Source organism: Bacillus canaveralius, assembly GCF_002860125.1.
Taxonomy (GTDB): Bacteria; Bacillota; Bacilli; order Bacillales; family Cytobacillaceae; genus Bacillus_BJ; species Bacillus_BJ canaveralius.
This window is the reverse complement of sequence record NZ_PGVA01000027.1, coordinates 22458-37447: the sequence shown is the minus strand read 5'-3', so window position 1 is coordinate 37447 and position 14990 is coordinate 22458. Positions and strand designations below refer to the sequence as shown.

Below are 14990 nucleotides of genomic sequence, written 5' to 3'. Positions count from 1 at the left end.
CATTAAGTTTTTTGCATGAATTCACATATGAATTCACGCTATTTTTGTTATTACCAAAATGGCTTTATATCTTTGCTTGAAGAGGCAACTCGCTTTTGTCATTATAGTAATGATGAAGATGTAGGCACAGAACCTGTTTTGTGGCTGCCTTAGGCAATATTTGAATACGCAAAATAAAAAGCATTGGAATCTGTTAATTCCGATGCTTTTTTCATGTGATTTTCACTGGAATAGAGGGTAGAAATCATATGCTATTTGATATTGCGTAGATTTAGAATAAGATTGGAGAAATAAATTGATCTTGCTGAAAGATTATTTTACGTCCAAAAGTCAGTTGTAGAATTCCATGAGTGTATCTTCACTTCCAGAATAGAATTACAGACATGTATATTGAGCATGGGGGAATTATAGGTCAATTCTTCCTGAGGTATCGAGATTTGAGTTGGACAAGTGAACTATACCTCTCTTCATTAAAACAAAGTAAATAAGCCGGCCATTGGATGGAGGTCGGCTTATTTCAACTATTTAGTTACTATCTCCTCTACTGCATTTACAATATCATTCGACGTTAATTGGTAGAATCGCTTTAAATATTCAGTCTTCCCAACTTGACCAAACTGCTCTTTGACCCCAATTCTTCTCAATAATGTAGGGCAGTTTTCACTCAATACTTCAGCAACCGAACTTCCCAACCCGCCAATGACGTTGTGATTTTCCGCGGTTACAACCGCTTTCGTCCTTGCAGCGTATTTTACGATAAGGTCTTTATCGATTGGTTTTATGGTGTACATATCAATCACGGTTGCTTCTATCCCATTTTCGAGCAGCTGATCTGCAGCTTGCAATGACTCGGCCACCATAATGCCGCTTGCGATGATCGTAACATCTTTTCCTTCACGCAAAACTTTGCCCTTACCTGTTTCAAATGTCTCCTGTTCATCATAAATTTTAATCGCATTTTTTCGGATAGTGCGGATATAATGAATCCCATATTCATGAGCAACTTTTCTCAATAAATAACCAAGCATTGTAGAATCGCTTACTTCATATACGGTTGCATTGGGAATAAGGCGGACCAGCCCGAGATCTTCAAAAGCCATATGAGTCCCGCCGTTGTGTTCAGCAGTAACGCCCGAATCAGAGCCTAATATTTTTATATTCAGCCGCGCATACGCACCAGATACGAACAATTGGTCAAAAGCTCGCCTTGTCGCAAATTGTGCAAAAGTGTGGACGAAAGGAATTTTACCGGTAAGCGAAAGCCCTGCGGCCACTCCCGTCATATTGGCTTCCATGATTCCGCAGTTAATGAGCTGATTGGGAATTTCCTTAAGAATTTTATTTGTGCTGATGGCGCTCATCAGGTCAGCTTCAAGGGCAATGATTTTCGGATTATTTCGGGCTAACTCCAGAATCGTATTTGCGTACATTTGCCGCATTTCAATCTTTTCTGTTTCGTATTGCTTCGAGGCCGCTTGTATCACCGTTCCACCACCCTCCCGATTTTTCTTTCCAAGTGGTCAATTGCTTCTAAAATCGCTTGTTCATCCTCGTTGTTGGGCCGGAGATGATGATTGTCGGCTTTTTCCTCCAAATAAGGAACTCCCTGTCCTTTTATCGTATCTAAGATGATGGCAACCGGTTTGTCCATCTGGTTCTTTCCGCGTTTAATGGCATCCAGGATTTCTTCTAATGAACTGCCGTCCACCTTTATTGTAAAAAAGCCAAATGCCTGGAACTTCTCAGCAAAATCGAGCGGATCAATGATGTCCTTCGTCAGGCCGTCGAGCTGCTTTTTATTATCATCCACAAACACAAATAACCGGTTTAGCTTATGATGAGCGGCAAACTGAAAGGCTTCCCAGCACTGCCCTTCATTTAATTCACCATCACCGACAATGGTGAACGTGTAGTTTTCCATTCCCGAAAGCTTATGGGAAAGAGCTATGCCAACGGCTGCCGATGTTCCTTGCCCGAGCGATCCGGTCGTCATATCAACACCAGGAGTTAAATTTCGGTCTGGATGAGATGGTAACGTCGTTCCATTCTGATTTAATGTGTAAAGCATTTCCTCTGGAAAAAATCCTTTTAAACACAGGGCAGCATAGTATGCCGGTCCCCCATGGCCTTTGGAAAGGATAAAATAATCTCTTCCTTCCCATTTTGGATTTCGTGGATTAACCTGGAGAACCTCGCCGTAAAGAACGGCAAGGACCTCCACAATTGACAAACTTCCTCCATAATGGCCAAATCCCAAATGATGCAATTCTTTTAATGTTAATAAGCGGATTTCGTCACGGAAGGTTTGAAGATGTTCCATTGATGTGATCATGCTTAACCTCCTTAAGCAAGCGATTCTGTGTCCTATGCTTGAATTTGCTTGTTGTCATCTTTTGACTTTCGCATGAATCCAAAAACAACAGCCAGTAAGGCTATGCCGATAACAAGGATGGTTACACCTGTACTTCCAAAGGAGTTCGCGACATTTCCAAGAAGAATGCCTGCTGCCCCAAAGTCACTATCTGAGAAGGTTGTATTTGCAAATCCCAGATCACCGAGGACAGGCATTAGAAATACAGGCAGGAAGGTGATCAGCAGACCGTTAGCAAAGGACCCAAGTGTGGCCCCGCGAATTCCACCGGTTGCGTTTCCAAACACTCCGGCCGTCGCCCCTGTGAAAAAGTGTGGCACAACACCCGGTAAAATGATGACCGCTCCTGCAGCTCCAAGAATAGCCATCCCTACAATCCCGCCAATGAAGCTGCAGAAAAATCCGATTAATACGGCATTTGGTGCATATGGGAACACAACTGGACAGTCAAGTGCCGGCTTTGAGTTCGGTACAAGCTTGTTTGAGATCCCTTTAAACGCAGGTACGATTTCAGCTAAAACGAGACGGACACCTGAGAGAATAACAAATACTCCGGCAGCAAATGTGACTGCTTGAATAATAGAGAATACAAGATAATGAGTTCCATTGCTCAATTCTGTTTCCACATAGGATGGACCAGCAAAGAGGGCAATGATTACATATAAAACCGTCATCGTAAGGGCAATGGTTACTGAACTGTCACGCAAAAATCCGAGTCCCTTTGGAAACTTAATATCTTCTGTCGATTTGGACCCTTTTCCTACCATTTTTCCAACCAGCCCGGAAAGTGCATAACCGAGAGTTGAGAAATGGCCAAAGGCAACACTGTCATTTCCGACTATTTTTCTCATGAACGGCTGGGCAATTGCCGGGAAAATAGCCATGATCAAGCCGAGGGCGATCGAACCGACGACAACCAAGGATATTCCTTCAAGACCTGATACGACCAATATGATCGCCAGCATACAAGCCATGTATAAAGTGTGGTGTCCGGTCAAGAAAATATACTTTAACGGCGTAAACCGGGCCACCAAAATGTTGGCAAGCATTCCAAAAAACATAATAAGTGCTGTTGCACTGCCATATTCAGTGAGCGCCATTGCGACAATTGCTTCATTATTAGGGACGACTCCATTGACATTAAATGCTTCCTGAAACATCTTTCCAAATGGTTCAAGCGAGCCGACCAGGATTCCTGCTCCAGCTGCAATTACAAGAAATCCAAGGAATGATTTCGTTGTTCCCTTGACGATTTCGCTTGCTGGCTTTTTCTGCAGAACAAGGCCTATAAATGAGATTAGTGCAATAAGCACAGCAGGCTGACTCAAAATATCCATCATTAACTTAAGAAATCTCTCACCCATGATTAAAACCCCCTTATTTTTTTACAACAAACCTTTATTTTTTAATACTTCCACAAGCTTTTCCCTGATGCCGTCCTTGTCGATGATACTTTCGATGACCACCACCTCCCCCAAGTGCGCCATTCCCTCAGCAATGTCTTTTGTCGCAATAAAACAGTCGGCCATGTCCGGCGTCGCAGAGCTTAAATCTGAATGGCTGACTTCGACTCCCTTTACGCCGAGCTCATCCAAAATCTCTTGAATATTCATTTCGAGCATAAAACTGCTGCCAAGTCCTGATCCACATACCGCAAGAATTTTCATTCATGTTCCCTCCAAATAATGTGTTTTACTATTATCGCTTACATTACTTTTGAGTACTGATCAAGGAGTTGAAGTACGTCTTCAGCACTATCCAACCCTTTTAGCTTCTGTACTTCTTCTTTGTTGCTTAATAGTCTTGTTAATTGCGAAAGGGCTTTCAAATGACTTTTATTATCTATTGCGGCTATACAAAATAATAAGGAAACAGGGTATTTCTCATCATTACAGAAATAAACCGGCTCTGTTAACTTCAGAAAACTCATGCCAATTTGGTTAACACCCATTTCCGGACGGGCATGCGGGATAGCGATTTCCGGGCCAACGATGACATAAGGTCCCAATGTTTTTACATTATCGATTATGGCATCGATATAGGAAGGTTCAATCACTCCTTTTATCAGCAATGGCTGTGCTGCTACTTTTATGGCTTCCTCCCAATCTGGCAATTGGTCTTTAAACTGGATCGTCTCCTTCGTAATTAAATCGGTCAACACTGGCGCATTCCCCCTGTACCTAGTTGCATTTTTATGAATGGATAAATGATTGAGAGCTATTTTTAGGCCCTCCCTGTCAAAAACAGTTGCATATTCTTCTATCAATTGGATGAATTCATTTGAAGAGACACCTTGATGTTCAATGCCAAACAGATTTTGATATACCTCATTAATCAGGCTGCTTTTTTCCATCGGTGTCATAATCGGTTTTACCAGATAATAGTGCCGCCGGGTTTGGAGTGGCACAGTAGAAAAAATAATATCAAAGTCACTAAAGCTATTATTATTAAATTCTTTCAACGACACGGTTTCTTCGACGGAAATCTCAGAGAAAAGCGCTTCTAGCTGGTGCTTGACCATTAAGGAAGAACTGATTCCGCTTGGACAAACAATGACAGCACTTTTCTTTTTCGGCAGTAATTGCTTTGGCTTTTCCAAAAGCGCTCCGAAATGAATCGTAATAAAGCCAATTTCTTCATCCGGGATCGTAATATTTAAGAGTGACTCGATAGGAAGCAGCAATTCCTTGACGATAAAATAAAGCTCCTTGTGCTCTTTCTTAATCTCATTAAGCAATGGATTACTAATTGGAATGCGGTATTTCATCCGATAATAGGCAGGCTTAATGTGCTGGTACAGCGTTTCAATCACATTGTTCTTTTTTTGAAACGTAACGCAAGCCTTCGATTCAAATTCTGTGACGAGCCGGTCACATATGCTTAGAAGCAAATCATGATCATCTTTTACAACAGAAGCATTTCCCAGCGACAGACCTTGAAGCTGGATAATAAGATAACCGATTTCAGACTCTGCTTCTTCAAGGTTCAACAAGTGAACCAGTTTGTTGGCAACAACTTTAAGCGGGTCCTGCATTAATACATCCAGCTCATCCGAATAAATCTGAACGATTTTATTCACCCTTTGCCTGATGCAATAAAATTGTAAAAAGAAAGCAAATTGACTGAGTCGTTCCTCGACAAACTGAAGGTGAAAGTCCCTCTCAAGTGAAAGAAGATGCTGTGTAATCTCTTCCAGATGTGTCTCACGCCCGCCTTTTCTTAAAATATAATGCAGAAGCTTTTCTCCATTTGGCTTTTGCAGAAGTATATTTAGTTGATTCATGAGGAGCACCCGTTTATCCCACTCTGTCCCCTTTAAGTGATATCCCGATTTTCTACTGTAAGAAACTTTAACCAGAAAAGGGATGATCATATCATTCAACTTTCTAACATCAGAAATCACTGTGTTTTTGCTTACCTTTAAAAGGTCAGTCAGATGGGCTGAGGAGATTGGTTCATGCCTGGCGAATATATAGAGGTAGATCGCCAAATACCTTTCCTCGTCTGTCAGAATAAAATCTTCTTTTGAAAACACCGGTAAATCAGAAACATGGTCAAGCACTTTCACAGGAACATCAATAAACTGATTTCGCTGGACAGTAATCGATGGAAGTTTCTCTTCCTTCAGCCAATGATTGATTTTGTCCAAATCATATTTAATTTGCCGTTTGGATAATTGTGTCTGGTCCATTAGCTGCGGTATGGTTGTCTTTTTGAAACGGACAAGATGGTTCAGTAAGATTGAAGGCCGCTCTTCTAAAATCATTAAATCACCCCTGCTTAGTTTCATTGTATTAGAAAGCGTTTTCATTTTGTATAACTGTTGGAACCAAAGTTTGTTTCATAAATTAAACAAAATTGTGCTGAACGTGTGAAACATACAATGCTGAAATTTTTTAACCTATGATAACATTTTTATACTCAATGAATATAGGCTGATTCTTGTACAAAATGCTAAAAAGCTTATCTCTTTGAGACAAGCTGGCTTAAAAAAGGCACATCCTGAAATTGATAGTCATTCGTTTTAACTTTGAATGTACCGGTACTTACCTGACCGAATTCCAATTCCTCCTTTATTCTTTCCCTTGCTTTTTATCCGGAACAAGCTCTTCCGAAGCCTCGATACTTGTATTCGGACGAAGGGTTTCTAATTTAAAAGGACCTGTCGCTTCTTCCATGTCCTGACGCACCCGGTTTGCTAATTTAATACAGGATCTGATTACCCAATAAATAATCGTATATAAGACCACTAACGATAATCCTGCTGCAAGCCCCGCTCCCTGTCCGGGAACCAGCGGCATACTTGCAATAATGGCAACCAAGCTTGCTAAAACCAGCCAGGATGAAAAGGGATAGCCCGGCAGCTGGCACTGACCTTTATCAGGGCACCCGTGTTTCCTCCGAAACTTGAAGTGAGTAGCAATGATGACAGCATAGGTAAACAGTAGAGCAAAACCACCGGAGCTTATCAAAAACACATAAACCTGTTGTGGGAGAAACAATCCGAGCCCTAATGCTGCGAGCATAGCGGCACCTGAAAAGAGGATCCCCCGGTAAGGAACATCTCCTTTGCCCTTTACCCAGGACGGAGCATGTCCCTCATCGGCCAACGATCGGATCATGCGCCCTAATCCAAACGTTGCTGCCAGCATCGTGGAGAGAATAGCGGTCACTAACACGATATTGATAACAGTTCCAGCCCAGCCAAATCCCTGCCTCGTAAGGGCTGCTACCATCGGACTTACCTCTTCCGTTAAATCAGCCGTCGGTATTAAAGGCAGCAATACGACAATAGCAGCAGTATAAAGTCCTACCAGCGCTAATATGGTATAGGTAATAGCTCTCGGTACCGTTTTGTGAGGATCGCTCGTCTCAGAAGCCGCCAAACCAATAATCTCAAAACCGGCATATGTAAACATTACGACCAGCATGCTTCCGGCAATTCCTCCAATCCCTCCAGGAAGCCAAGGTTCTGCAGCTAACTCGCCGGCTCCTACCCGGGGAGCGCCTGGCATTAACCCCAAGATTAAAACTAAACCGAGAATAATAAATCCTGCGATAGCAAGAAGTTTTACAGCTGCAAGCCCACTCTCCAATCGGCTTAAACGCTCAGCGCCAAGTAAATTGAGCAGTGTCACCCCTATAATAATGATCGATCCTAATAACGGCAGAGAAATACCCGGCAACCACTCCCTTAAAAAAATCGATGCAGCAGTGGCCTCACTTGACATGGCCAGAATAAGGCCTGTCCAATAGACCCAACCCACTACAAAGCCCACTCCTGGACCATAAGCCCTTTCAGCGAAAGTACGAAATGAACCAGGGGCTGGATCTGCCACTGTCATTTCTGAAAGCGCAATAAGGATAAAATATACTAAAACTCCTCCCAATATGTATGAAATAATAACAGCAGGACCGGCAGTCCGGACGGCCAGGGATACCCCGAGAAAAAATGATCCGCCCACTACAGTTCCCAATGCCATCATCGCCAACTGCCATGCCGACAGTCCTTTTTCCATGATGATTCCTCCCAAACCTGTTTATTAAGATTATTTGTAATTTAAAATAAATTATGAGTGGGTGAGACTTGTTTTTTGCATTGGTCCGGACGATAGACTAAAAAATCATAATTCCCCTTTTAAATTTTTGAGTTTTATCGTTGCTATCCAAACAATAATGTATGAACTCGTTTTGATTTTGGGCAAACTTCTCCTTGATATTACCCATCTTAAGTAGACTGTTTTAAAATAAAAAGCCCCATGCCGAATCGACAAGGGGGTGAGAAAACATTATATAATCTAGCTTATTAGATGTTAACCATAACGATTTTGTCTTCTTTAACCATTTCATTCAATTTCCCAAAATCTTTTTTACTTATACTTTCTTTATCTATTGCGATACATAACAACTTTGTTGCTCTACTCATTCCAACATAAGCCATTTTTAAACTCTTAAATTCTTCTTGGTTAGGTTTTTTGCTGTTGTGATTAAGAAGAAATTTCATTATTCGTTTTATATCATTTGTTTTGTAAAATGTCTCAAGATATAGGGTTGCTGTGTGAGTCTCACCTTTAACACCATGAATAGTATCTATCATGACATTGATACCATCTTTAGAATAGGTATTTACATGTTTTTCAAAATCTTGTTTAACATTTGCTTCAGAAGATTGAAATAACGAATCAAAATATGCTTCATCAAAATTTTCTTGGCCTGTGAATCTTTTTAATAAATCCTTTAAAAAAGAATTTACTTCAGAATATACATTCCTATCATTCAAAAAAATTAATTTAGACCACACATATGTTTGTTTCCTTAGCTCTTGAAAATCTTCATTATAATTTTCTTTAAGTAGTTTTTCGAATTGCGATTTCGTTAGTATGGTTTCTTCTACTTTTATTCCGACATTATCAAAATAATTCGAACAGAATTCGAGAATACCCTTGTATACATTGCCAACTGTCAGCTTTCTTTTAGTGTTTTGATTTAAACAAATATGGAAATTATTTTTGTCAATTTGAGAAGTAATTTTTTTCTTTGATACATAATTTGGGAAGTAAGATTCGATAGTTAATCTATCAGGGTTGACATTATAGCCTACCCAACCAACCGCCTTAAAAGGGTGTTTATGATCTTTTAAATCAAATTCTTTGATTAACTCTACAAATTTTCCCTTAACTTCTGATATCTTATCACTATCATATATTATCATGTGAGGAACTATGCTATCTTCACTAGTGATTCCAACTAACTCTTTGCCATTGTTAATAACTCTAAGTGGACTAATCAAATTGGCGATCGATTGACTATAGCGCATACTGTTACTTATTTCATAAAGTCTTAGTTGAATTACATTTTGAGGATCAACTATATTTACATTTTCATATATTGCTTGGTTTGGATCACCAAAGCGTTGAATTATGGTTTCTCCTTTTTCAAATAATGAATTTAAAATTTCATGCTGAATACTGCTATTATCCTGAGTCTCATCAAGAAAAACGTATTTAAATCTAGAAGAAAAGAAATTCTTAATTTCTGGATGTTTCTGAATATATAGTCGTCCCAAGAAATAAGAGTCCCTATATCTCAAAACGCCATTACCGATTAAATCTTCATAAAATAGTTGAAATAACTCTTTATACAATTCATTATCCGGATTTTTCACAATAGTTCTTTCATTTACTTTAAATACTATTTGACCCTTTTCTAGATCCATATATATACGTGTTAAGTAAGCTTGCTGAAGCCGGCTTAATTCTTTTGTAGGTGGACGCTCTCCTTTATTTTCTCTTATTACACACGCATAAATAAATTTACCTAACTTACTAAACGGTCTAAACTTTCTAGTTAATTTTTGATTAAATATGTCATCATTGATGGTAACAATATTGGATTTAAAAATTTCTTTATAGAATGGTATCGCAAGATATTTATCCACAAATGAATGAATCGTACCAAAGAAGTTAGGGTAACTGAATAAAATATCACTCTTATTGCCTAACTTATTCTTTATTTCTTCGATTGCTACATTCGTATGAGTTATTACTGCAATCCCTTTATCGTTATTGAAAGGCATTTTTTCAGATAGTATACATAACTTTGCTAGTAAAGTTGTGGTTTTTCCACTACCCGGGCATGCTATAACATCAATTGATTCATCCATGCAGCTTATAATAGGTACTTTTTCCTCTTTATCAAAATAACTCCCTTCATTAAGGAGAATCTTTTCTGCAGCCGCAATATCTTCAGATGTGATTATTATATGATCATTCACTAAAATCCCCCTCCCGACAAACATGCTTAATGGAGTCGATTAGATACTTAATGTGCTGATCTGTTTCAAGAATTGGTTTAACAGTTTCCTCATGCATTTTTATTAATTTTCCAAAATACTGTGCTGTTACGGCTTTAGAGGCTCTATTTTTATATAAATCTTCGTATATCCAGTAAGCAGTTTCTTCATCACTTTTACTAATAGCGTATTCCTCAATTTCCTTTTTTGCTGCTTCTAACTCCTTTTCGAGATTTAAACTATTAATTATATCCTCATCTGACTTCACTTTTTTGCTGATTTGAATTGCACAGTGAATATAGTATTTAAGACCGCTTAGGGCAATGTCATATTCCATAGTCCATTCATTTAGATATAATTTGATTGTGTCCGTTTCATATTTTCCCCTTTTTTCCCTTTCAACCAATTCCTTTACTACAGTAATGCTCTGATTTAGAGTTACAGTCCTATCAAATTCTGTTTGAAATCCTCTAAAATCTTTAAAATCATCAATTTGGTTATACCTTAATACCGCTCTTCTAGCCTTATCTAATGAAAGAAATTTATTTTCTCTTAAACAACCAAGCATCAAACCCACATACTTTTTCTCTAGTTCATTGATTGCTGCTTCAGGAATGGTTAAATATTTGTAATCATCACAACTACTATTATTTTGATTACAGATTAGAGGTTTAACATCCAAGTCATTAATTATCGATACTGGAAAATCTAAAGGACAAGATTCATCCTTCCTTCTGAAGATTCTTGAATACCTTATAAAAGCCGTGTTTCCTACATTCACTAATGAAACTCCATATTTATGTAATGGTTTTTTGATTATTTCAGCTAGTATTGGTAATAAAATATTTTCAGCATCCCCTTCAACAAAAATAACGCCCTTTGCAAAAAATAAATTTGCTTTAGTAGCATCGAGAAATCTCTCGATGAATTGATAGTCACCACTACTTAGCTCTGTGTATTGAGGCCCCATGGAAAATGCTAAATTATTTCTACACAATATAATATTATCTAACTGTACTTTTGAAGCTAAGGTTATGCTATGCGTTGTTATTATGTACTGCTCATTAGCATTCTCACCCTTGTCTTGTAAATATTTGATCAATCTAAGCTGTGCTTGAGGGTGAAGATGAGCCTCAATTTCTTCAATCAATGCTAAGTTAAAATTTGTTTCTATCTCAAATAACAATAATTCCATTGCTATGAACAGTTGATTGAGAGAACCTAGTCCTATTTTATTTTCATCTATATTTAAACTTAATTTCCTTAATATTGAAGAAAGGTCATTTCTAGTTATATCTAAGAATGATTTGTAATTGTTTTCATTAAAACTAATTCCCATAAAAGCTGAAAGTGTATCATCAAGAAACTGAGTTATTAACTTAGCACCTTGTTCTCCTTCAGTGATTTCAAATATCTCTTCTTTTTCTAAGGTTTCTTTGTCGAAATATCCCTTGATTCGGGAGTTCGCAATTCGAATATACTTCTCTAATGTATGTTCATTATCTTCTTTAGCAAAAAGAGGATGATTTCTTAATATCTGTGCAAGTCTTGATTTATACCCCGATGATAATTCGCTTTCCGCATCTCTTAACGGTTTTAAGTAGGTTACTCTTAACAAGTCCCTTGCCTCAAACCGCGTATCTAGTCCTTCAACACCCGCTGTAACATTAGTGATAATCTGATGATTGTTCACTTTGGCACCCAAACGAACAATTAATTCGGTATTTCCTTTTTCATCGAAACTGATCCACTCTAAAAAATTGCCTGCCTCTTCATCAGTGAGTGATTTAAATATCCCTTCAATTTTTAAGTGCTTAGTTCTTATTCCCGAATTACTTATATAAAAGTCGTCTTCTTCGATTCTAGTATAGTCGTAGCTTTGTGTACCTAGTAGATGTTTGACCGCATCTATAATCGTTGTTTTTCCACAATCATTTTCGCCAACAAGGAGATTTACACCTGGTTTAAAATTAACTAGTATAACTGGTTCTCCTTCCATTGAGGCGTCACCATATTTTCTGAAATTCCAAATCTTTAATTCAGCCAAATACACTAAAACCACATCCCTTACTAATTTTTATACAAAATAAATAAATTATTACATACTACCAATTATAACAAATCTTTACAACCATTAAGACATACTTCTCGATATTATTGCACTTAACCTCTAAAAAAATTAAATAAGACTTTTAAAAACAAATAGTAAACCACGATTTTTCATTATTTTTCCTTAACTATGACGTTGATTAATTCAATAATATTGAAATACTACACCTCAATGAAAATATGTAGGGGAATAGGAGTGAAAAATTTAGATGATGAAATAGAATAAGTTTTGTAAAGAAAAATATCCAAACTATAATATACTTATATATGGTGGCCGGACATGTTCCACTCTATTCGCTATATTTATTTTGATTAAAAAGTAAACCGTTGTATAAACAAATTTTTTTTGATGGTTTAATTATCTACAGTATAAAACCCCCTTGTTTTTCAAGGGGGTTTTATGTGCATCGTTATATAACTTCCATCTTTTCAACTTTTCCTACAGCACTCCGCCCCAAAATATGATCCGAAGTCAAGTAAGCCAAAGCCATAATCGTTTCAGTAGGATTATAGGATGGCAGTGTCGGGAACTGGCCTCCACCAACTGCAAACAATCCTTTACACTCATGGACCTCGCCGTATGGATTTACCACAGATGCAGCAGGGTCCCAGCCCATTCGATGAGTCCCTGTATCATGGACAGTAACATGGTAATTCGGAGTCGGCGAATCCTCCCACCAATCCTTCATTCCCATTTCCCGGGCCAGTTGTCTCTTGATCTTCATAAAGTATTCAACTGTTTTGCGGTCGTATTCCGTCCAGTCATGCGTGATTCTTAATGCTGGCTGGCCGAATGGATCCTTCACCTTCGGATCCAGGTCAACGTAGAATTGTTCCGAAGGCAAGGTTGAGTGCTGAGAATACATTTTGAATAGCTTGCGATAGTTTTCACTGAGCCAGTCTTTCAAGCCCTTACCCCACTTTGGAACATGCGGCGGAAGACTGTGCACCGTTTCGATTGGCTGCATGTCCCCGGTCCAAGTATTGATCGGCGATCCCCAAAGCACTCCCTCTTCATTGTCTGGAATTAATTCCGATGTCAGATCGTCAAGCACACTTCCTGATTGCAGAGATCCCATGAACGGGTTCGTTATTTCAGGCATGATGCCTGTAAACCAGCCGTAATTATGAATGGATAAGTGTTTGCCGACATGGCCGCTTTCATTAATTCCTGAAGCCAGAAGCAGCCGTGCATTTTCGAGGGCATAACAGCTCAGTATCACAATATCAGCTGTTACCTCAACAACATTTCCTTCAGAGTCAAAATAGGAAACGCCATGGACGTGACCCGAAGAATCACGATTTACTTTAAACACTCGAACATATTGTCGGATCTCAAGATTATCTGTTTCTTTATTGGCGGCACTCACCAGTTCATGTGTGGACAGCTTGGCACCCACGTGGCAGTGATAACCGTGACAGAAACCGCAATTCGTACATGCTGAGCGGCCCTTATAATCGATTGTCGCAATGCCGGTTGGAGTCGCAAACGGATGATAGCCTAGCTTCCGAGCTGCTTCTGTGAAAAGTTTATCCGCTCCTGCCCGTGGTAACGGAGGCATAGGATAGTCCCTTTTGCGCGGGGATTCAAAAGGGTTTCCTCCCTCTTGCACCTCTCCGTTTATGTTGCCTGGTTTTCCTGCAACCCCAAGCTCCCACTCCACCTTGTCGTAATATGGTTCTAAATCCTCATAGCTGACCGGCCAATCGACCACTGTCGTATCGTCTTGAAGGGCCGATTCTGAAAATCGTTCGACAATTAAGCTTCTCATTTTAAAATCACTTTCGCGAAAGCGGAAGGATGCAGCACCCCACGAGCGAGTTCCTCCTCCTGTTCCGATCGAAGGCGGCGTTTGAAAAGGGTCGCCGAGTCCGAGTTTGTTGCTCGCCCATGGTAAAACGACGGCTTCTTTCTTGTTATTGGATCTCCAGGTAATCGGGTCTGTCCGCATATGCGGAACCATTGCACTGCGGCAATAATAGCGGATTTCATCAAACTTCGTTAAAAAATCCTGTTCTTTATAAAAAGCTCCTTTTTCAAGCCCGACTACTTTTAAGCCGGCCCGTGCAAGCTCAGTGGCGATAATGCCGCCGGAAGCTCCAAGTCCGACTACGATTGCATCATAATGTTTCGTCATTTTAGCACCTCTTTTTTAAGAGCGGATGCACCAAGCTTTTGAATATCAGCAAGTGATTTGATCTCAATCTGTTTGCTGTCATAACCAAGCTGCATTTGTTCCGGTGAATATCTCCATTGCGCTCCTGGGAAACCGATCATCTTCCAACCGACGCCATCCCGGTTGCCGCCGTATATAGGGTCACCAAACGTTCCTTCGATCGTGTGCTCGTAAACGACTGAAAAAAATTGAACCAGTAATAAATTCTCTTCATCAATGTTAGCAACAGATGGCTCCATTTTTGCTCTCAATTGGTCAATATCGTGCAGCACCTCATCCTGCTGTTCAACCGATAACTCTGCGAACTGTTTGCCAAACTTCTTTTCACAAAATTGTTCAAAAAGTGCCAGTCCTTTTCGATAAAAGGTTTGCAGATGGCTGTAAAATCCGGAAAGAGAGCGGTCAATAAAAATGACTGCCCCTGCTTCCCTGGCGCCCGGACTGTTTTCTTCACTTGGAATAAACCGGGACGCAATCGCTTCAATCGTTTTGGCTTCTTCCTGATTAAAATACATATAGGCTTGAAAATCCAACATCCCTT

Annotated in this window: 10 protein-coding genes; all 10 read right to left on the bottom strand. The window is 39.4% G+C overall.

What is annotated here, in order from left to right:
- Positions 1–521 precede the first annotated feature (521 nt).
- Positions 522–1484 (bottom strand): transketolase family protein, encoded by a 963-nt coding sequence (locus tag CU635_RS12245; RefSeq protein ID WP_245917451.1) that lies wholly within the window; start codon positions 1482–1484, stop codon positions 522–524.
- Complete coding sequence (locus tag CU635_RS12240; protein ID WP_101577662.1) at positions 1481–2332, bottom strand: transketolase; 852 nt, start codon at positions 2330–2332, stop codon at positions 1481–1483. The genes CU635_RS12245 and CU635_RS12240 overlap by 4 nt, the downstream gene beginning before the upstream one ends.
- A gap of 32 nt (positions 2333–2364) precedes the next feature.
- A complete protein-coding gene (locus CU635_RS12235; protein ID WP_101577661.1) occupies positions 2365–3735 on the bottom strand; it encodes a PTS ascorbate transporter subunit IIC in 1371 nt (456 codons plus the stop codon).
- Positions 3736–3756: 21 nt separating this feature from the next.
- Positions 3757–4038: a PTS sugar transporter subunit IIB gene (locus CU635_RS12230; protein WP_101577660.1), complete on the bottom strand. Its 282-nt coding sequence runs from the start codon at positions 4036–4038 to the stop codon at positions 3757–3759.
- Positions 4039–4076: 38 nt separating this feature from the next.
- Entirely contained in the window at positions 4077–6137 is a 2061-nt protein-coding gene (locus CU635_RS12225) for a BglG family transcription antiterminator (RefSeq protein ID WP_101577659.1), read from the bottom strand.
- A 307-nt stretch (positions 6138–6444) separates the two neighbouring features.
- Positions 6445–7890: an amino acid permease gene (locus CU635_RS12220; RefSeq protein WP_101577658.1), complete on the bottom strand. Its 1446-nt coding sequence runs from the start codon at positions 7888–7890 to the stop codon at positions 6445–6447.
- Between the two features lie 287 nt (positions 7891–8177).
- Positions 8178–10145, bottom strand: a complete 1968-nt coding sequence (locus CU635_RS12215; protein ID WP_180956486.1) for a UvrD-helicase domain-containing protein — start codon at positions 10143–10145, stop codon at positions 8178–8180.
- Positions 10138–12216, bottom strand: coding sequence for an ATP-dependent nuclease (locus CU635_RS12210; RefSeq protein ID WP_101577656.1), 2079 nt, complete (start codon positions 12214–12216; stop codon positions 10138–10140). Before CU635_RS12210 ends, CU635_RS12215 begins: the two co-directional genes overlap by 8 nt.
- A gap of 466 nt (positions 12217–12682) precedes the next feature.
- Positions 12683–14410, bottom strand: coding sequence for a GMC family oxidoreductase (locus CU635_RS12205; RefSeq protein WP_101577655.1), 1728 nt, complete (start codon positions 14408–14410; stop codon positions 12683–12685).
- Positions 14407–14985 (bottom strand): gluconate 2-dehydrogenase subunit 3 family protein, encoded by a 579-nt coding sequence (locus CU635_RS12200; RefSeq protein WP_101577654.1) that lies wholly within the window; start codon positions 14983–14985, stop codon positions 14407–14409. Before CU635_RS12200 ends, CU635_RS12205 begins: the two co-directional genes overlap by 4 nt.
- Positions 14986–14990 lie beyond the last annotated feature (5 nt).

What these genes read in the sequence shown, in the direction of transcription:
- CU635_RS12240 (WP_101577662.1), bottom strand. Translation starts at nt 2,332, where the DNA reads ATGATCACATCAATGGAACATCTTCAAACCTTCCGTGACGAAATCCGC.
- CU635_RS12235 (WP_101577661.1), bottom strand. Translation starts at nt 3,735, where the DNA reads ATGGGTGAGAGATTTCTTAAGTTAATGATGGATATTTTGAGTCAGCCT.
- CU635_RS12230 (WP_101577660.1), bottom strand. Translation starts at nt 4,038, where the DNA reads ATGAAAATTCTTGCGGTATGTGGATCAGGACTTGGCAGCAGTTTTATG.
- CU635_RS12225 (WP_101577659.1), bottom strand. Translation starts at nt 6,137, where the DNA reads ATGATTTTAGAAGAGCGGCCTTCAATCTTACTGAACCATCTTGTCCGT.
- CU635_RS12220 (WP_101577658.1), bottom strand. Translation starts at nt 7,890, where the DNA reads ATGGAAAAAGGACTGTCGGCATGGCAGTTGGCGATGATGGCATTGGGA.
- CU635_RS12205 (WP_101577655.1), bottom strand. Translation starts at nt 14,410, where the DNA reads ATGACGAAACATTATGATGCAATCGTAGTCGGACTTGGAGCTTCCGGC.
- CU635_RS12200 (WP_101577654.1), bottom strand. Translation starts at nt 14,985, where the DNA reads ATGTTGGATTTTCAAGCCTATATGTATTTTAATCAGGAAGAAGCCAAA.